The sequence below is a fragment of the Acidaminococcus intestini DSM 21505 genome, from assembly GCF_000425045.1.
Classification (GTDB): domain Bacteria; phylum Bacillota; class Negativicutes; order Acidaminococcales; family Acidaminococcaceae; genus Acidaminococcus; species Acidaminococcus intestini.
This window is the reverse complement of record NZ_AULA01000020.1, coordinates 25,414-43,432: the sequence shown is the minus strand read 5'-3', so window position 1 is coordinate 43,432 and position 18,019 is coordinate 25,414. Positions and strand designations below refer to the sequence as shown.

Here is an 18,019-nt window from a genome sequence, read left to right as displayed (position 1 = left end):
AAATTTTGAATCCATTCCTCTTTAATTCCTGTTAATTTTTCGATATAATCTAGAGAAGGCATATGTATTCAACTCACTTTCTTTATTGTTTGATCTCTTTAATTGTAGAGGATTTGAGTGCATATGCCTATTTTTTTATTGAAAAAAAAGTAGGCGCTGAGAGGACACGCATCTGGACGGTCACTTTAGCGCCCCAAAATAAATTATAGAACCATCTTTCTTGGCTGCTCCCTCACGCTTTTTGTCGGGTTTATTGTTGGGTACCCCATTTTCAAGGGCTCTCTTGGCAGTGACACGTGGGGTGCTGTAGCTGCCCTGTATGCCTCTTGGGTTGGCGGTTCTGCCAATATGGCAGCCATGCAGGCTGCCCTTCCCGTAGACGCCGGCGCTTACAGCTGCGCACTCGCCCTTGATACGGTCTGCTATTCCGTTTGGATTGCCTTGCTGCTGCTCATGGTCCGCTATGCTTCCAAGTGGAACAATGCTGTAAAGGCCGATACGTCAAAGCTTCAGGCTGTAGCCGATGCCGCTGCGGCGGAAGTGGCAAAGGAAAAGAAACAGGCTGGCGGTGCGGACTGGATCTTCCTCATTGGACTTTCCCTTATTGTCTCTGCCATTTCCCAATATGTAGGGGCTTCCCTCAACGGGGCACTTAGGGATGTTGGTCTTGCGATGTTCGATAAAGGGTCCATGACGACCCTTTTTGTAACGGTCCTGGGCCTTGTCTGCGCCATGACGCCTCTTGGCAAGGTGCCGGCTGTAGAGGAACTTTCCAGCGTTTATCTGTATGCAGTTGTTTCCCTTCTTGCTTCGACGGCTTCTGTAACGGATCTTCTGGCAGCTCCTATGTGGGTGGTCTATGGGTTCTTTATCCTAGCCGTTCATGTGATCCTTATGTTCTTTTTGTCAAAACTTTTTCATTGGGATCTGTGCATGGTCTCTACAGCATCCCTTGCTAATATTGGCGGGGCGGCTTCTGCTCCGATTGTGGCTTCTGCCTATGATGCCTCCTATGCAGGCATTGGGGTCCTTATGGGCGTCTTAGGGGCTGCTGTTGGGAATTTTGCCGGCATGATCTGCGGCGCTATCCTTAAGATGATGTAATTCATTTCAAACGGGGCTGTCTATTAGGCAGCCCTCTCTTTTTGTGAAAGGAGGAATTGTTGTGGAAACATGGGATGCATTGCAAAAGGATGTGGAGATGTATCTTGCAAAGCGCCCGGGCAAGACCGCAGTCAGTTGCTGGCTCCTTACGGAGAAGCAGGGGTTTTCCATCGGAGGAAAAAATGAACTGCCTTCGGCAAGTCTCATCAAGCTTCTTGTTCTTGTGGAACTTTGTGAAGAAGTCAGGCGAGGCAGGGCAAACCTTAAGGAAGCAATCTCCATTTTAGGGCCAGCCATAACTGGCGGTGATGGAATCATAAAGGAATTGAAAATTGGGCACACTTTCACGCTGGAGGAACTGGCCACGCTCATGATCATTGTCAGTGACAACGAAGCGGCCAATCAGCTGATAGATAGACTGGGCATGAAGGCCATCAATGAAAGAGCAAAAAAGTTGGGCCTTGCACAGACTCACTTGGGACGCTTGATGATGGCTGATGCGTCAGGGGAAAAAGAAAGGGACAATTGGACAAGCGCTGATGACACAGTTCATCTGCTGCGTGTAATCTGCGAGACTGCTAAAACAGGCAGCCCCCTCGGCCGCTGGATGATTTCCCTTCTTGCCCGTCAGCAGCAGGAGGGAGGCCTTAGACGCAATCTTCCTGACTTTGTGCAGGTTGCCCATAAATGTGGAAATCTTGCTGGCGTGGAACATGATGCAGGCATCTTCTTTGGAAAACGGCCTTACTTATTGGCCGTCCTTACGACAGAACAGCCTGCATCTTATGTGGGACGGGAAACCATCGGTATGGTCAGTCTCCTTTGTGCCAGAGCCTTTGGCTTGTTAGGATAATCTAATTTACTAAAGTTCGGGAAAATAAAGGAAATGCGCGAAAAAAGAGAAGAAAAATAGATGAAAATGAAAAAAATATGATAAAAACTCAAACTTTAAGATTATAAAAATATAAAACGTTCGTAAAATTTGCAAAAAAGACTAGGCAATCTTTTTTTCGTATGCTATAATAAGCCATGTAATTCAAGAGGAGATTCAATTCTCTCGGATTGCTTCCTTGTTGAAGGGTGTACATTGTGGACGGATGGCTGTCCGCGGTGCAGACCAAATGTGTAAGTCGATAGATAGGCGAGATAGGAAAGGGGTAATGAAACTATGTATCAGAAAGATCTTCTTTATGTGATCAAACCGAGCCAGCTCACACCGGATACGTTGAGAGCCATCCTCCTGCAGCATCCGGAAGTCCAGTTCGTTTCTTTCATGGGCATTGATTTTGCTGGCAACGATACGGATGAAAAAGTTCCTATCAGCGCTTTGCTCGATGATATGGAAACCATGCTCTATGAACACACGGCCCAGACGGATGGTTCTTCCGTTGTCCTGCCTGGCGTGGCTTCTCTTGATGACGCCCGTGTTGACATGGTGGCCGATCTCAGCGTCAACTGGTTTGTTGACTACAACACGGAAAACTTTGATGCTGATAACGGGAAGATGATTGGGACGCTCCGCATCCCTTGCTTCTTGAAGCACAACAACGAATTCGTTGATTCCCGCTATATCCTTAAGAGCACCCTTGATTATGTGGGAAAGGAACTGCTCGCGGAAATGAAGAAGGAAGGCAGCGTCCCGGGCCTTGCCTGCGATCCCAAGGAAATCGAGGAAATTGTTTTCACCAGCGCAACGGAACTTGAGTTCTGGACCAAGACTCCTCGTGAAAATGTTTCAACAACGGATCTTTCCTCTTCCCAGGTCATGCAGGAACAGTATTGGCAGCGTACGCGCGGCAATGTTCGGACTTCCTTGGAACAAGCCGTCCAGACCTTGAATCTCTATGGTCTTAACCCTGAAATGGGGCATAAGGAAGTGGGCGGTGTCCGCGGCCAACTCGATGAAAATGGCAATATGACCCACGTCAATGAACAGCTGGAAATTGATTGGCGTTTTTCGACCCCGCTCCAGGCTGCGGATAATGAAATCCTGGTCCGCAGCGTTGTGAAGGAAATCTTCCGCTCCAATGGACTTGAAGTTTCTTTCCAAGCCAAACCAATCTTCGGGGTGGCCGGAAGCGGTGAACATACTCACGTCGGGATTGCCGCCCGCCTGAAAGACGGTAAGATCATCAATCTCATGAGCCCTGCTGATATGAAGAAAGATTTTCTTTCTGCCGTAGGCTATGGCGTGCTCATGGGCATTCTCAAGAACTATGAAGTCGTAAACCCCATCGTTTCGGCTACGACCGATGCTTTTAACCGTCTGAGACCTGGATTTGAAGCCCCTATCTGTATCGTAACGAGTCTTGGCCGCAGCTATGATGTGCCGACCCGTAATCGGACCATCCTTGCTGGTCTCATTCGTGATGTTGATAACCCGAAGGCAACGCGTATCGAAATGCGGGCTCCAAACCCTTTTACCAACACTTATATGGTTACGGCGGCTTTCTACCTGTCCGCCCTTGATGGAATTGTTGCCGTCTTGCGTTCGGGCAAGGATACAAAAGCCCTTGAAAAAGAAATCTCCAAGAAACCGGGAGAAGAAGGATTCTACCTTGAAAAAGATCGGGCCTATCGCGCTGAAGATAACGTCTTTGAGGACTATACGGAAGACGAACGGAACAAGTACTTTGGCAAACCGCCGGCAACGGTTTGGGAAAACATGAAAGCCTTTGATGCCTATCCGGAAAAGGTGGAAGTCCTGACCCGCGGCAACACATTAAAGAAGCTGTACCTTGAATCCTTCAAGGAAGGTGCCTTGATTCGCTGGCAGACGGAACTGCTCCAGCATCTTATCCCCAATGACCGCAATAAGGTCAAGGCCATGAAACCCGTGAAGACGGCTTCGTCAACGGCTTGGGATGATGGACTGTGGCAGCGTGTAGAGGACCTGCGTGTTGAAATTGCCAAGGATACGGACACGAATACGAGCCTTTTCAGTCAAATCAAAAAAGCGTTTGCTGACGGAGATTTTGACAAAGCCTCCAATCTTCAAGTACAATTAAATCGTAAGATGGAAGAATTGGAAGCGTTGTATACGGATTACCTAGACAACATGATCTGATCCTTCCCGTAAGGGAGGTTGAGAAGCTGTGCGTGTAAGGAAATTAGGTTTCCTCCTGGCACTCCTTCTTCTTTTGACAGCGCCCCTTAGTCGCGTACAGGCCGCCAAGCTAGTGGCCCAGTACGGTGCTAAGGGGCGTCGTGTCGAAGAAGTCCAATCGATGCTCCATGAGCTGAAACTCTATCGGGGCGAAATTGATGGAGAGTTTGGTAAAGGAACCAAGGAAGCTGTCCTATCATTTCAGAAAAAACAAGGCAAAAAATTAACCGGTTCCGTAGATTGGCCCCTTTATAACCTGATGAGTAAAAAAAGCGGCCTTTCTTTTGGTCGGTACCGTAAGATCTGGACCATGGAAGCCTCGGCCTACAGCCCTCAGGATCCCGGTGTAGGAAGAATGACTTCGACCGGGCGCGTCCTGCGCAAGGGGATTGTGGCCACCGATCCTTATATCATCCCCATGGGAACCAAGCTCTATATCATGGGCTATGGGGAAGCGGTCGCGGCTGACGTGGGCAGCGCCATCAAAGGAAACCGGATCGACCTTGCGTTCATGAGCCGGCGGGAAGCCCTTGAGTGGGGCAGACGACGCGTCACCGTCTATATTTTGTAGAGGAGGATTTTCCATGGCAAATGTAATGAATGCCCAAGAAATCAAGGAATGGATGTACCACAAATTCGAAGAAAATGCTTTTATGAAACTGGCTGATATCAGCATCCTGGAAGTGACCTGCGGCGCTTGTAAGATGGCTATGGACGTCGACCCGAAAAAACATGGGAACCGCTACGGCGTGGTTCATGGCGGGGCTCTTTTTACGCTGGCCGATACGGCCATGGGAGCTGCCTGCTACAGCATTGGAGCTAAGGTTGTCACCCTTTCAAGCTCCGTCAATTTCATCCGCAATACCGCAGAAAAATGCCGCGTCATCGCCACGGCAACCCTCATTCACGTGGGGCATTCCACCATTGTCTGCCGTGTTGATATTGAAGGACCGGATGGACGCAAAATGGTTGATGTGACGGGCACCATGTTTGTTGTCGGCCATTTTGACGAGATTCCCCAAAAGTGGTAAAATAAAAACTACCTATGAGTCATTTGTCAATACTTGCCTGACTGGCGGGTCCGCTAGGCTAGACCAAGAGGGAGCCCGTTAGGGAAAACAAATCATAATCAGGAGGATCACATGGATTTCGCATTAACGGAAGAACAGTTGGAACTTCAGGCCATGGTTCGGGAGTTCGTCGAAAAGGAAATCGTTCCTTACACGGATGAAATGGATAAAAACAATGCCTGCCGTCCGGAAATTATCAAAAAAGCAGGGGACATGGGGCTGCTGAACCTAGTTGTCCCGGAAGAATATGGCGGACCGGGCCTTGACAGTGTGACCATTGCCATGATTTACGAAGAACTGGGTAAGGGCTGTGTTGGCGTGGCTACGTCCATTGCTGCAAATGCTCTTGCTTCCTATCCTATCTTGATTGCTGGCAATGATGAACAGAAGAAATATCAGTGTGATCTACTCAATAACGGCGGCTTGGCTGCTTTTGCCCTCACTGAACCGGACGCTGGTTCCGACGCGGGCGGTGTTTCGACGAAAGCCGTCAAGGAAGGCGACCATTATGTCCTTAACGGGAGCAAGGTCTTTATTACTAATGGCGGGATTGCTGACAGTTTCCTTGTCTTTGCCAATACGCGTAAAACAGGCGGGATCCGCGGCTTGACCTGCTTTATCGTCCCGAAGGGGACACCGGGATTTTCTGTTGGCCGTAAGGAAGATAAGATGGGGATCCGTCCTTCCAATACGTGTGAGCTCATCCTGGAAGATGTTGTTGTTCCTGAATCCATGCGCGTAGGCCGGGAAGGCCAGGGCTTCCGCATTGCGATGCAGACGCTTGATTCTGCCCGTCCCTTCGTTGCTTCCGTAGCTGTAGGTGTGGCTCAGTCGGCGCTTGATATTGCAGCTCATTACGCACGGGAAAGAAGACAGTTTGGCCAGCCCATTTCTTCCTTCCAGCTCATCCAGGGCATGGTGGCAGATATGGCCATGAAAGTCCATGGCGCCCGCCTGATGGTCCAGCAGGCCTGCTGGATGCGTGACCAGGGCCTTGAATTTGGCATGGAAGCAGCCATGAGCAAGTGCTTTGCTTCTGATGTGGCGATGGAAGTCACGACAGATGCAGTCCAGATTATGGGCGGTTATGGCTATATGAAGGACTATCCTATGGAAAAGAAGATGCGTGATGCCAAGATTCTCCAGATCTACGAAGGAACCAACCAGATCCAGCGTCTTGTCATTGCCAATAAAATCCTGTACTGATGATGCTGAGGGGGGCTGCTTGGGCAGTGCCCCCCCTTTTTTTTGCTGAAAAGGAGACAGTCATGAAATCTTTTACCATGTTTGGCAGCCATGTCTGCCCTGATACGATTGCCGCTATGTGCATCTTGGACAAAAAAGGACTTTCTTATACGTACAAGGATATTACGGGCACCATGATCTTCCTGAAGGAATTTCTTCATCTCCGTGACAGCCGTGAAGACTTTCAGGCCGTCAAGGAGGGCGGATATGTAGGCATTCCCTGTTTTCTTTTTGAAGACGGGAGCCTTACGTTTTCCGTAGAAGAAGCCATTGTGTGGAGTGGGAAGGCAAAATGATTATCAATCTGACACCGGAAGAAATAAAATGTTGCTGATGTCTTTTGTGAGTGGACAGAATACTCCATTTGCGGGGTGCCTGTCCGCTTTTTTCTAAGGGATGATCTCAAAAAAAATACGTAAAAGTGGGATAAAATGCGGCCCGGTGGGCCATAAGCGCCAAAGTGCATTTTCCGTCAATGCAGGCAATTTTCAGATACTTAGAGTTGCCAAGGCGGACAATCTGTCATATAATGAGTGTTATGAATGAAACGGTTTTTCTTCAATAATTAACCATAGGAAGAGGTAACGACATGAATAGTGAAAAGCTGCTGGCCGAAGCCAAAGAAGTCGTTCGGGACCTGAGTGTCCGCGAACTGATCGAAGCATCCATCCGCAATGGGGAAGGAACGTTCTCCGATCGGGGAGCCCTGCGTGTTACGACGGGTACCCATACGGGACGGTCCCCGAAAGATAAGTTCATTGTCGATACGCCCTTGACCCACGATATCGTAAATTGGGACAATAACCAAGCCTGCACGGAAGAGACCTTCAACCGGCTTTATGCCAAGTGTGAAAAGTTCATCAAGACTCATCGTGTCTATGTAAAGAACGTCAAGGCCGGAGCCGATCCCAGTTATCAAATCCGCGTCAAGTTCATTAATGAAATGGCCTGGCAGACGGTCTTCATCAGCCAGTTATTCATCAAGACGGATGAGCCAAGTACGGTGCCGGAAGACTTTACGGTCATTTCCCTGCCCGATGTCATGGCAGATCCTGCTGTTGACGGAACGAACTCTGAAACCTTCATCATTTTGAACTTTGACAAGAAAGTTGTCCTCATTGGCGGTGGTCTTTATGCTGGGGAACTCAAAAAATCCATTTTCTCCGTCATGAACTTCCTCCTGCCCCAGCAGGATGTTCTTTCCATGCACTGCTCCTGTAATGAAGGCAGCAAGGGTGATGTGGCCCTTTTCTTTGGGCTTTCCGGTACGGGGAAGACGACCCTTTCCGCAGATCCCCATCGTGCTCTTATCGGTGATGATGAACATGGCTGGGGGGATAACGGCGTCTTCAACGTTGAAGGCGGCTGCTATGCCAAGTGCATTGACCTGACCGAAGACAGTCAGCCTGAAATCTATCGCGCGGTCCGTTTTGGCGCCGTCATGGAAAATGTTGTCGTCGACCCTAAGACGGGAGCGCCTGATTTCAGTGATAATACCATCACGGAAAATACCCGCGTGGCTTATCCTTTGAATTATATCCCCAATGCTAAGATTCCAAGCCGTGCCGGCCATCCCAAGAACATCATTCTCCTCACGGCCGATGCTTTCGGCGTTCTGCCTCCGATTTCAAAGCTTACGAAGGAACAGGCCATGTACCATTATCTGACGGGGTATACGAGCAAGGTCGCTGGGACGGAACGGGGCATTACGGAACCGCAGGCAACGTTCTCCACTGCCTTTGGCGCACCTTTTCTGCCCCTGCAGCCCCTTGTCTATGCAAAACTCTTGGGTGAACGGATTGCTCGTCACGAAACCAATGTGTACTTGGTCAATACGGGGTGGAGCGGCGGTCCTTACGGCGTTGGCAAGCGGATGAAGCTTGCCTATACGCGGGCCATGATCCATGCAGCCCTTGATGATGAACTGGGGGAAGAAGGTTGGACGACCATGCCCATGTTTGACATTGCCATTCCTAAGTCCTGTCCCAACGTGCCGAGCACGATCCTCAATCCGCGGAATACGTGGACGGATAAGAATGCCTACGATCAGATGGCAAAGAAACTGGCCGGCCTCTTCATTGATAACTTTAAGAAACTCTTTGAAGGCAAGGTCACGGATGATATTGCCTCTGCCGGTCCACATATTGATGATTGACTGCCCGTCCAGGGAGTGCTGCCATCAAGCAGCACTCCTTTTGTTTTCTTGTGAAGTCCCTTCCTTTTCTGGGAGACTTTGGCAAAGGTCAGGGGGAAGTGTGGTATAATAGACGCCGTAAAGGAAGGTGGAAGCCATGATCATCGCGTGTCCCACGCTTAACGAAACAAAAAAATTGGGCCGTGCCCTGGGAACCGTTCTTGGTGACGGTGATGTGGTCCTTCTTGACGGGGACCTCGGTGCCGGCAAGACGACCCTTGTTACGGAAATTGCAGAAACACTGGGCGTGGACAGACGGGACGTATCAAGTCCCACGTTTTCTCTCATGAATGTCTATCGGGGGAAGAAGCTGACTCTCCAGCATTTTGACCTCTATCGTCTGACTTCCAGTGAAGAATTGGATGATATCGGGTTTTATGAATATGTCGGTGCTCCCGGTGTGACCTTCATTGAATGGGCAGAACTTTTCCCTTGTGAGATGCCGGAAGACCATTTGTCCATTACCCTCCGTCAGGAGGGGGCTGGGCGAGTGGCCGAACTGGTGCCCCATGGTGCCCATTATGAAGCGCTTGTACGAAAGGTGGAAGAATTGTGCTGACCCTTGGAATCGATACATCGACCCGGGTCTCCTCCGTTGCTCTTTGTGATGGGGAAAAGATCCTAGGAGAAGTGGATATCAATGTTGGAATGACCCATTCTGAAGGACTCGTGCCCCAACTGGAGGTCCTATTGGAACGGACCCATATTCAAAAAAGCGAGCTGGAACTGATTGCCGTAAGCCGCGGTCCCGGCTCCTTTACAGGACTGCGTATCGGTATGGCGACGGCGGAAGCCCTGGCTTACAGCCTAAAGATTCCGCTGCGTGCCGTCGACACTTTGGAAGCCATCAGCTATAACCTGCCTGTGGCAGGAGTACTCCTTGTCCCCGTCCTTGATGCCCAGAAAGGAAACCTTTATGTAGGGCAATATCTTTGGGACCAGGGACGCCTGGAAGAAGTGGAACCGGTTTCTATCCTTTCCCAGAAGGAAATCATTCCCCTTATGGAACAAAAGGACCGGCCTGTGATCCTTTTGGGAGAATGTCATCGCATCCCCAAAAAAGAGGGGTTCCTGGTTGCTATGGCACCGGAAAGTGCCCGCATGCCCAGAGCCAGTTCTGTTGCAATCCTTGCCCAGGAAAACTATGAACCGGGGGACCTTTACGATTATTTTGGAATGGAGCCTTTTTACATCCGGCGCTCTGAGGCGGAGGAACTATGGGAAAAGCGGCATCCATCGAAGTAAGAGAGCTGACGGAAGGGGATCTTTCCTGGGTCCTTCCCATGGATGAAGGGGCCTTTTCCTTAGCGTGGAAAAGGGAAACCTTTTTGGAAGAACTGACAGGGCGGCTTGCCCATTACTATGGCGTGTTTGAAGACGGCACGCCTATTGCTTACGGCGGTTTTTGGCTTGTTGCCGGCGAAGCACAGATTATGCGTCTTGCTGTCGATCCAGGCCGACGGGGTGAGAAAAAAGGGCTCTTTTTGGTGGCTTCCCTGATTGAAAAGGCACGGGATCTTGGTGCGGAGGAAGTGACCCTTGAAGTGAGGGAACACAACCTGCCGGCCCGTAAAACCTATGAACATTTGGGCTTTTTTTCCTGCGGAAAACGGCCCCATTATTATGCAGACAGTGGGGAAGACGCCGTGCTCATGCGCCTTCTCCTTACTGATATGTAAGAAAGGAACATGATGGAAAAAGATCTTACCATCCTAGGCATTGAAAGCAGTTGTGATGAAACCGCAGCATCCGTCGTCCGGAACGGGCGGGAAGTGCTCTCCAGTGTTGTATCGACACAAATCTTGGTACACCGTAAATTTGGCGGTGTCGTTCCGGAAATTGCGTCCCGGAAACATATCGAACATGTCATGCCCGTCATTGACGAGGCGCTCAAGAAGGCCCATCTTGGGTTAACGGAGATTGACGCCATTGCTGTCACCTACGGACCGGGCCTTGTAGGGGCCCTGCTTGTCGGCCTCAGTGCAGCAAAAGGGCTTGCGCTTGGAACAGGAAAACCCTTGATTGGAGTCAATCACTTGGAAGGGCATGTTTTTGCCAATTTTCTTTCCGATCCGGATCTAAAACCGCCTTTTTTGGCCTTGGTTGTGTCTGGCGGTCATACCTCCCTGCTTGTTGTGGAAGACTATAACACGTTCCGCCTTTTAGGTCAGACCCGTGATGACGCAGCCGGTGAAGCCTTTGATAAGATTGCCCGCTTTATGGGCCTGCCCTATCCTGGCGGTCCGGAAATCGAAAAACTCGCCCTTTCCGGCAAGGCGGAGGCCATTGATTTTCCGCGTCCGCTTCTGCTCAACAGCTATGACTTTAGCTTCAGCGGCCTGAAATCTGCCGTCATCAACTATCTTCATGCACAAGCACAGCGCGGTCTTGAGGTCAAGCGGGAAGACGTGGCTGCTTCTTTCCAGGAAGCCATTGTGGACGTTCTTGTAACCAAATGCAAGGAAGCTCTTATTGCGACAGGACTTAAGAAAGTTGTCCTGGCCGGCGGGGTGTCCGCTAACCGCCATCTGCAGGAAGCCCTTGCCCAAGGCGCTGATTCCGTGGGGGCGGAACTTGTCCATCCAACGCCCATCCTCTGTACGGATAATGCTGTCATGATTGCTGTACGGGGATATTATCAGTATCTTGCTCACGACTTTGCCACCCTTGATCTTAATGCCAATCCTTCGCTCAAATTGGGGGAGGCGTAAGAACGCAGTCTTAATGAGGAGCGCAGGCGGATATTGTAACCGCCTGTTTTTTTCGATATAATATAAGATATGTAAAATACCCGGTTTTCCGGTTCTATGATGGGAGTGTGTGCTTGTGCGTCCTGAGTCTAAGCAGGAGGGATCCCGGGGGACCCATAAACGCTTCATTGAGCATCATTTGAGTTATTTCTTGCCCACGTTCTATATGCTGAGCGACTGGATCTTTATCCTTTTGGCGGAACATCTGGCCGTCAGTGCCCGCAATGGTCTAATGGGCAGTTCCGTGCTGCACATTGCTTGGCTCAATAAGTGGATTGTATTCCCCCTCTTTTTTATTTTATTTTTACGGGCCGGGCGGGTCTATCAGAAACCGATGGGAATCTGGCGCCTGCTGGAGCGTATTTTTTACGGCTGTGCCTATGCCATTTGCCTCATTATCCTCTTGGTCTACTTGACCCACATTGGCAATTCCACGAGCCGGCTCTTCATTGCTTTCTTGGGAATCTTTTCCTTCCTTTTCCTCAGCCTTTCGCGCCTTGTTATGACAAAAATCCTTGACTGGGCCGGTATTGGGCGCTATCCAGTCCTTCTTGTTGGGGCCGGCAAGACGGCACAGCTGCTCCTGCGCGGCATCAAGGACGACGTCGGGCTGAATTATCATGTCATTGGCTATGTCGATGACGCTGGGGAGCGAAAGGAAAATGTTGGCAATCTTCCCTATCTGGGAACCTTGGACGAGATTGAGCCGATCTTGACAAAAACGCAGGTCAATGATGTTTTCATTGCCGCTCCCGGGCTTTCTCCAAAGAAGCTTGACAGCCTGATTTACCGCATCCAGCCCCTTGTCAGGAATCTCTCCTTCATCCCTGATCTCATTGGGCTTCCCGTCAATGGGGTCACTGTGGAAAGTCTCTTTAATGAGCGGCTGCTTGTCATGGGCCTGCGCAACAATTTGGCTAGAAGTTACAATAAGATTCTGAAATACCTTTTTGACATGGTCCTGACCCTCATTGGCATCCTTGTGATCAGTCCAATCCTGCTTCTCTTGGCTCTTTTGGTACGGCTTGATTCACCAGGCCCCATTCTTTTTGCCCACAGGCGGATCGGACAGGGCGGTAAGGAATTCCCTTGCTATAAATTCCGTACCATGTGCGTTGATGCCGATGTGAAATTAAAGGAGTACTTGGCTTCCCATCCGGAGGCCCGGGAAGAATGGGAACGGGACTTCAAGCTTAAGGATGATCCCCGCATTACGCGGATTGGGCACATCCTGCGCCGGACGAGCCTTGATGAACTGCCCCAGCTATTTAACGTCCTTAAAGGAGAAATGAGTCTTGTTGGGCCGCGCCCCATTGTTCGGGCTGAAATCCCTAAATATGGCAGCTATATCTCTGACTTTTATATGGTTCGTCCCGGCATTACGGGGATGTGGCAGGTGAACGGACGCAGTGATACGACCTATGAGGAGCGGGTCCAAATGGATTCCTGGTATGTCCGCAATTGGTCGATTTGGCTTGACCTGTCCCTGCTTTGGAAAACATTCAGTGTTGTATTACATCATAAAGGGGCCTACTGATGAGGAGGCCCTCTTTGTTTAGGAGGAACACTCATGCAAAAAGTGCGTAAAGCCGTAATTCCGGCTGCTGGTTTCGGAACCCGTTTCCTGCCAGCTACAAAAGCGATGCCCAAGGAAATGCTTCCCGTTGTTGATATTCCGACCATCCAATACATTGTAGAGGAAATCCGTGCAAGCGGGATTGAACAGATCCTTATCATCAGCGGCCATGCAAAGCGAGCCATTGAGGACCATTTTGATTCATCTCCCGAATTGGAAAATCATCTCTATCAAGCAGGAAAATTGGAACAACTGCGGCAAATCCGTGATATCTCAAGCATTGATATCCATTATATCCGTCAAAAGCACATGCGCGGCCTGGGAGATGCCATTTACTGTGCCAAGGACTTTGTTGACGGTGAACCTTTTGCCGTCATTTTAGGGGATGATATTGTCTATACGGAGGGAAAGCCGGCCCTGCGTCAGCTCATGGACCAATACGAGGCGACAGGAGCAACAATCCTGGGCTGTCAGACCGTGCCCCGCGAAGATGTCTCCAGTTATGGCATTGTAAAGGGCAAGGAAGTCGATGGTGTAGATGGCCTCATGAAAGTCGAGGATATGGTGGAAAAACCGGCTGTCAAGGACGCACCAAGCCGTATGGCGATTTTAGGTCGGTATGTGATTACGCCGGATGTATTTGATGTCCTTTCTGAAACAAAGCCAGGAAAGGGCGGCGAAATCCAGCTGACTGATGCCCTTCGGGTCATGAGCCATCGTGAGCCCCTTTATGCTTACCGTTTTTCCGGCCGTCGCTACGATGTGGGCAATAAACAAGGTTATCTCCAGGCCATGGTGGAATATGCCCTGCGTCGGGATGACCTAAAAGACGAATTTGCTTCCTATTTGAAGAACATCGTCAAAGGTCTGTAGCTGATTCGAAGGTGAAAGAATGGAAAAAGAAAAACGGGATCTTGTCCTTGCTGTGGCAGGTCTGGGCTATGTTGGACTATCCCTTGCGGTCCTGTTATCCCAGCATCACAAGGTTTATGCAGTTGATGTGGATCCACGGCGTGTAGAAGAGTTGGCACAGGGCCACTCCCCGATTTCAGATCGGGAACTGGAACATTACTTGAAAGATCGGCCGCTCCAGCTTCAGGCAACACTGGATGCGCGGCAGGCCTATGAACAGGCTGATGTTGTGATTGTCGCGGTCCCAACAGACTATGATGAGACTCATCATCAGTTTGATACATCCCATGTAGACGAAGTCCTGACCCTGATTGAACAGGTTCATCCAGAGGCTCTGGTTGTCATCAAATCCACGATTCCTGTAGGGTATACAAAAGCGGCTGCTCAGCGTTATCAGAAGCTGCACCTGCTTTTCAGTCCTGAATTCCTGAGGGAGGGAAGGGCCCTTTATGATAACCTTTACCCTTCCCGCATCATCGTGGGGATTGGCTCCCAAGGGCCGGACATGGAAACCGAGGCCCAGCTGTTTGCACAGCTTCTTAAAGAGGGTGCGGAAAAAGAAGACGTTCCTATCAAGATAATGGATTCTTCAGAGGCGGAAGCGGTCAAACTTTTTGCCAATACTTACCTTGCCCTGCGTGTGGCCTATTTCAATGAACTTGATACCTATGCCTGTGTAAAGGGCATGGATACAAAATCCATCATCGATGGCGTCTGCCTTGATCCGCGGATTGGCGGGCATTACAATAATCCCTCCTTTGGATATGGCGGGTATTGCCTGCCCAAGGACACGAAAGAACTTAAGGCGGATTATGGCGGCGTCCCAGAAGCCCTGATGGATGCGGTCATCCGTTCCAACGAGATTCGCAAAGCGTTCATTGCGCAGCAAGTCTTGGAAACGGCCCGATCGGCTGCAAATAGCGATGCTGCCCGTCCTGTCATCGGTATCTATCGCCTCATCATGAAATCCGGCAGTGATAATTTTCGGCAAAGTGCCATCCAGACAATCATGGACTTACTCAAAAAGGAAGGGGCACAGCTTCTCATCTACGAGCCAACCCTTGAAGAAGGCAGTTTATTTGGGGGCGTCCGTGTAACCCGTGACTTGCCCTACTTTAAGGAAACAAGTCAGGTCATTGTTGCAAATCGTATGGACAGCGCACTTAAAGATGCTGCCCACAAGGTCTATACATGTGACCTTTTTGGCCGTGATTGATAATGGGATGCTAAAAACCAATGACGCCTGCAGAAATGCAGGCTTTTTTTGAAAAGCAGGAAAGGAGGGGGCTTATTATGATTTGTGATTTCACCTATTATTCCCCGACTAAGGTTGTCTTTGGGAAGGGAAGGGAAAGAGAAACCGGTGTCCTTGTAAAAGAACGGGGCGCCCAAAAGGTTCTTATTCTTTATGGAGGGAAAAGTGCCCAAAAAAGCGGGCTTCTTTTCCGCGTCACGGACTCCCTTGAACAGGCGGGCATCGCTTATGCTGCCTTAGGCGGTGTTACCCCCAATCCCCGTTTGTCCTTTGTCCGGATGGGCACCCAAAAAGCCAGGGAAGAGGGCATTGACCTGATTCTTGCCGTAGGCGGCGGCAGCGTAATCGATGCGGCAAAGGCCATTTCCTACGCACTTTGCTATGAAGGCGATGTGTGGGACTTCTATGCGGGAAAGGCCCAGGCCCAAAAAGCCCTTCCTGTCGGTGTGGTCCTTACCCTTGCTGCTTCGGGAAGTGAACTTTCCAATTCATCGGTCATTACAAACGACAGGACCCATGAAAAAAGGGGCTATAACAGCGATCTGGCCCGCCCGGTTTTTGCTGTCATGAACCCGGAACTTACCATGACCCTGCCGGCTTACCAGACGGCCTGCGGCTGCTGTGATATCATCATGCATACGCTGGAACGCTATTTTGTCCAAGGCCCCAGTATGGAACTTACTGATGCCCTCGCAGAAGGCCTGCTGCGGACCGTTATGGCTCAGAGCCTCATCCTGCGGGATCACCCTGATGATTATGATGCACGGGCTGAAATCATGTGGGCGGGCAGTCTTTCTCATAATGACCTGACAGGCCTTGGTCATTGTGCCAGGGATTTTGCTACCCATCGCCTGGAACATGAAGTGAGCGGTCTTTATGATGTTGCCCACGGGGCAGGTCTAACGGCACTATGGGGAAGCTGGGCCCGGTATGTCTATAAGGACTGCCTTCCCCGCTTCTGTCGTTTTGCCCTTCATGTCATGAATGTGCCGGAAATCGGAAGTGATGAAGCCATTGCCCTCAAGGGCATTGAGGCCCTGGAGGCCTTCTTTGCTTCCATTTCCATGCCGATTTCCCTTAAGGAGCTGGGCCTTATCCTTTCAGATGAGGACCTTCGCACACTGGCACGCATGTGCAGCCATACCGCAAAGGATGCCCTGGGATCGGCAAAAGTGCTTCATGAAAAAGATATGTACACAATTTATAAAGCGGCCTATGAACGCACCTAAGGCACGGTAAATGGAACAATGACCATCTGGCAGGGAAAGTGTCCAGATGGTCATTGTTCGGCTTTTTGGGAGGACCGCTAAAGGCACTGGTGCTATTTTATAAAAAAGCGGAATGAACGAAGAGACTCGAAGGAGGCAGCACCCAAAGACGAAGGACCCGACTGGGAACATGCCTAGTCGGGTCCTTTTAACGGCACTATGAGAGAGAGGGTAACGGATGCATGCATCAAAGATGCAAAAGATAGGAGGTCGGCCCGCCCATCATAGGAGGATGCGCCCGTGATGGGCGGAGCGTTCTTACGTGAGAGTTATTTCTTTTCTTCCTTCATGGAATCCAGAAGGGCATCGACCATGTCGTCCATGGAGCGGTTCTGGCCCTTGGTCATGCTGGAGTTGATGGTGACGCTGTCTTGAAGGATCGTCATTCCCTTCATTTCGTCTTCCAGGTAATCATGCATCAAGGTACCAACTGTGCAGGCCCAGGAACCATTTTCGATGATGCCGACATAGCGGTTCTGGACATTGAGCATTCTCATATGATCCAGGAAGGTCATCATCTTCGGATAAATGTTGAGGTTGTACGTCACAGAAGCCAGGACGATGTGGCTGTACTTGAACGCATCGGAAATGAGGTAGCTCGTATCAGTCTTGGAGACGTCGTACATATGGATGTTGGACATGCCTTTTTCTGCAAGGCGGGCGGCAAAGACCGACGCGGCACTTTCCGTGTTGCCGTACATGGAGGCATAAACGAGGAGCACTCCTTTTTCTTCTGGTTCATAAGAGGCCCAATGGACATACTTATCAAGGAACCAAGGAATGTTCTTTCTCCAGACAGGTCCATGGAGAGGGCAGATCATCTTGATCTCGAGGGCGGAAGCCTTTTTCAGGAGGTCCATGACATGAGCACCGTATTTACCAACGATGTTGGTATAGTAGCGGCGGGCATCATCAAGCCAATCCCGTTCAAAATTCACTTCATCCGCGAAGATGCGGCCGCCCAAGGCACCAAAGGTACCAAAGGCATCGGCCGAGAAGAGGGTGCCAGTGGTCGTATCAAAGGAGACCATGGCTTCCGGCCAGTGGACCATCGGCGCGGCGACAAAGGCAATGGTGTGCTTTCCGAATTTGCGGGTATCGCCTTCGGCAACCACTTCGGCGCGGTCATCCACGCTGAACCCGAATTGACGCATGAGATCAAAGGCTTTCTCATTACTGATGACCTTGGTCTCAGGGTGACGGATGAGGACTTCCTGAAGGCTTGCCGCGTGGTCCGGTTCCACATGGTTGACAATCAGGTAATCCAAGGGACGGCCAGCAAGGACGGCTTCGACATTTTCCAGGAACTGACGGCAGACAGACCAGTCAGCTGTATCGAAAAGAACCGTTTTTTCGTCCAAAAGGACGTAGGCATTGTAGGATACGCCCCGAGGAATGGGATGAATATTTTCAAAAAGTTCCAAGCGGCGATCGTCAGCGCCAACCCAGTACAAATCTTTCGTTAATTTTCTTACGCATTCCATATTGTTATCTCCTTCTTTGGTGTGGGGAGAAGGGCCCTTCTCCCCCTTGAATCTC

General features: G+C 50.3%; 16 protein-coding genes and 1 pseudogene. 16 read left to right on the top strand and 1 reads right to left on the bottom strand.

Annotated elements, in window-relative coordinates:
• Nucleotides 1-213: 213 nt before the first annotated feature.
• From H503_RS11930 to H503_RS0107320, 16 genes and pseudogenes are all read left to right on the top strand, one after another.
• A pseudogene (locus H503_RS11930) lies at nucleotides 214-1,104 on the top strand (DUF819 family protein); the annotation flags it as partial.
• A gap of 61 nt (nucleotides 1,105-1,165) precedes the next feature.
• The gene (locus tag H503_RS0107395; RefSeq protein ID WP_009014900.1) at nucleotides 1,166-1,957 is read left to right on the top strand and encodes a serine hydrolase; all 792 of its coding nucleotides are present in this window, start codon (nucleotides 1,166-1,168) and stop codon (nucleotides 1,955-1,957) included.
• 315 nt (nucleotides 1,958-2,272) lie between these two features.
• The gene (locus H503_RS0107390; RefSeq protein ID WP_009014899.1) at nucleotides 2,273-4,171 is read left to right on the top strand and encodes a type I glutamate--ammonia ligase; all 1,899 of its coding nucleotides are present in this window, start codon (nucleotides 2,273-2,275) and stop codon (nucleotides 4,169-4,171) included.
• Between the two features lie 28 nt (nucleotides 4,172-4,199).
• A complete protein-coding gene (locus H503_RS0107385) occupies nucleotides 4,200-4,781 on the top strand; it encodes a 3D domain-containing protein (protein WP_009014898.1) in 582 nt (193 codons plus the stop codon).
• A gap of 13 nt (nucleotides 4,782-4,794) precedes the next feature.
• Nucleotides 4,795-5,241 carry a PaaI family thioesterase gene (locus H503_RS0107380; RefSeq protein WP_009014897.1) on the top strand — a complete coding sequence of 149 codons (447 nt, stop codon included), beginning with the start codon at nucleotides 4,795-4,797 and terminating at the stop codon, nucleotides 5,239-5,241.
• A 111-nt stretch (nucleotides 5,242-5,352) separates the two neighbouring features.
• Nucleotides 5,353-6,486, top strand: a complete 1,134-nt coding sequence (locus H503_RS0107375) for an acyl-CoA dehydrogenase family protein (protein WP_009014896.1) — start codon at nucleotides 5,353-5,355, stop codon at nucleotides 6,484-6,486.
• A 62-nt stretch (nucleotides 6,487-6,548) separates the two neighbouring features.
• Nucleotides 6,549-6,821, top strand: a complete 273-nt coding sequence (locus H503_RS0107370; protein WP_016459725.1) for a hypothetical protein — start codon at nucleotides 6,549-6,551, stop codon at nucleotides 6,819-6,821.
• A gap of 293 nt (nucleotides 6,822-7,114) precedes the next feature.
• The gene (gene pckA, locus H503_RS0107365) at nucleotides 7,115-8,680 is read left to right on the top strand and encodes a phosphoenolpyruvate carboxykinase (ATP) (protein ID WP_009014894.1); all 1,566 of its coding nucleotides are present in this window, start codon (nucleotides 7,115-7,117) and stop codon (nucleotides 8,678-8,680) included.
• 136 nt (nucleotides 8,681-8,816) lie between these two features.
• Nucleotides 8,817-9,278: a tRNA (adenosine(37)-N6)-threonylcarbamoyltransferase complex ATPase subunit type 1 TsaE gene (gene tsaE, locus H503_RS0107355; protein WP_009014893.1), complete on the top strand. Its 462-nt coding sequence runs from the start codon at nucleotides 8,817-8,819 to the stop codon at nucleotides 9,276-9,278.
• Nucleotides 9,272-9,964, top strand: coding sequence for a tRNA (adenosine(37)-N6)-threonylcarbamoyltransferase complex dimerization subunit type 1 TsaB (gene tsaB / locus H503_RS0107350; RefSeq protein ID WP_009014892.1), 693 nt, complete (start codon nucleotides 9,272-9,274; stop codon nucleotides 9,962-9,964). The genes tsaE and tsaB overlap by 7 nt, the downstream gene beginning before the upstream one ends.
• Nucleotides 9,937-10,398 (top strand): ribosomal protein S18-alanine N-acetyltransferase, encoded by a 462-nt coding sequence (gene rimI, locus H503_RS0107345; protein WP_009014891.1) that lies wholly within the window; start codon nucleotides 9,937-9,939, stop codon nucleotides 10,396-10,398. The genes tsaB and rimI overlap by 28 nt, the downstream gene beginning before the upstream one ends.
• Before the next feature lie 9 nt (nucleotides 10,399-10,407).
• Nucleotides 10,408-11,430, top strand: coding sequence for a tRNA (adenosine(37)-N6)-threonylcarbamoyltransferase complex transferase subunit TsaD (tsaD, locus tag H503_RS0107340; protein ID WP_009014890.1), 1,023 nt, complete (start codon nucleotides 10,408-10,410; stop codon nucleotides 11,428-11,430).
• Between the two features lie 115 nt (nucleotides 11,431-11,545).
• Complete coding sequence (gene wbaP / locus H503_RS0107335) at nucleotides 11,546-13,006, top strand: undecaprenyl-phosphate galactose phosphotransferase WbaP (protein WP_016459721.1); 1,461 nt, start codon at nucleotides 11,546-11,548, stop codon at nucleotides 13,004-13,006.
• A gap of 33 nt (nucleotides 13,007-13,039) precedes the next feature.
• On the top strand, nucleotides 13,040-13,918 hold the full coding sequence (galU, locus tag H503_RS0107330; RefSeq protein WP_009014888.1) for a UTP--glucose-1-phosphate uridylyltransferase GalU: 879 nt from the start codon (nucleotides 13,040-13,042) through the stop codon (nucleotides 13,916-13,918).
• Between the two features lie 19 nt (nucleotides 13,919-13,937).
• Nucleotides 13,938-15,173 carry a nucleotide sugar dehydrogenase gene (locus tag H503_RS0107325; protein WP_026385644.1) on the top strand — a complete coding sequence of 412 codons (1,236 nt, stop codon included), beginning with the start codon at nucleotides 13,938-13,940 and terminating at the stop codon, nucleotides 15,171-15,173.
• A gap of 77 nt (nucleotides 15,174-15,250) precedes the next feature.
• Entirely contained in the window at nucleotides 15,251-16,441 is a 1,191-nt protein-coding gene (locus H503_RS0107320; RefSeq protein WP_022227145.1) for an iron-containing alcohol dehydrogenase, read from the top strand.
• A gap of 308 nt (nucleotides 16,442-16,749) precedes the next feature.
• On the opposite strand, the gene H503_RS0107315 is transcribed toward H503_RS0107320, so the two are convergent.
• Entirely contained in the window at nucleotides 16,750-17,964 is a 1,215-nt protein-coding gene (locus H503_RS0107315) for an FprA family A-type flavoprotein (RefSeq protein WP_009014885.1), read from the bottom strand.
• Nucleotides 17,965-18,019: the final 55 nt, after the last annotated feature.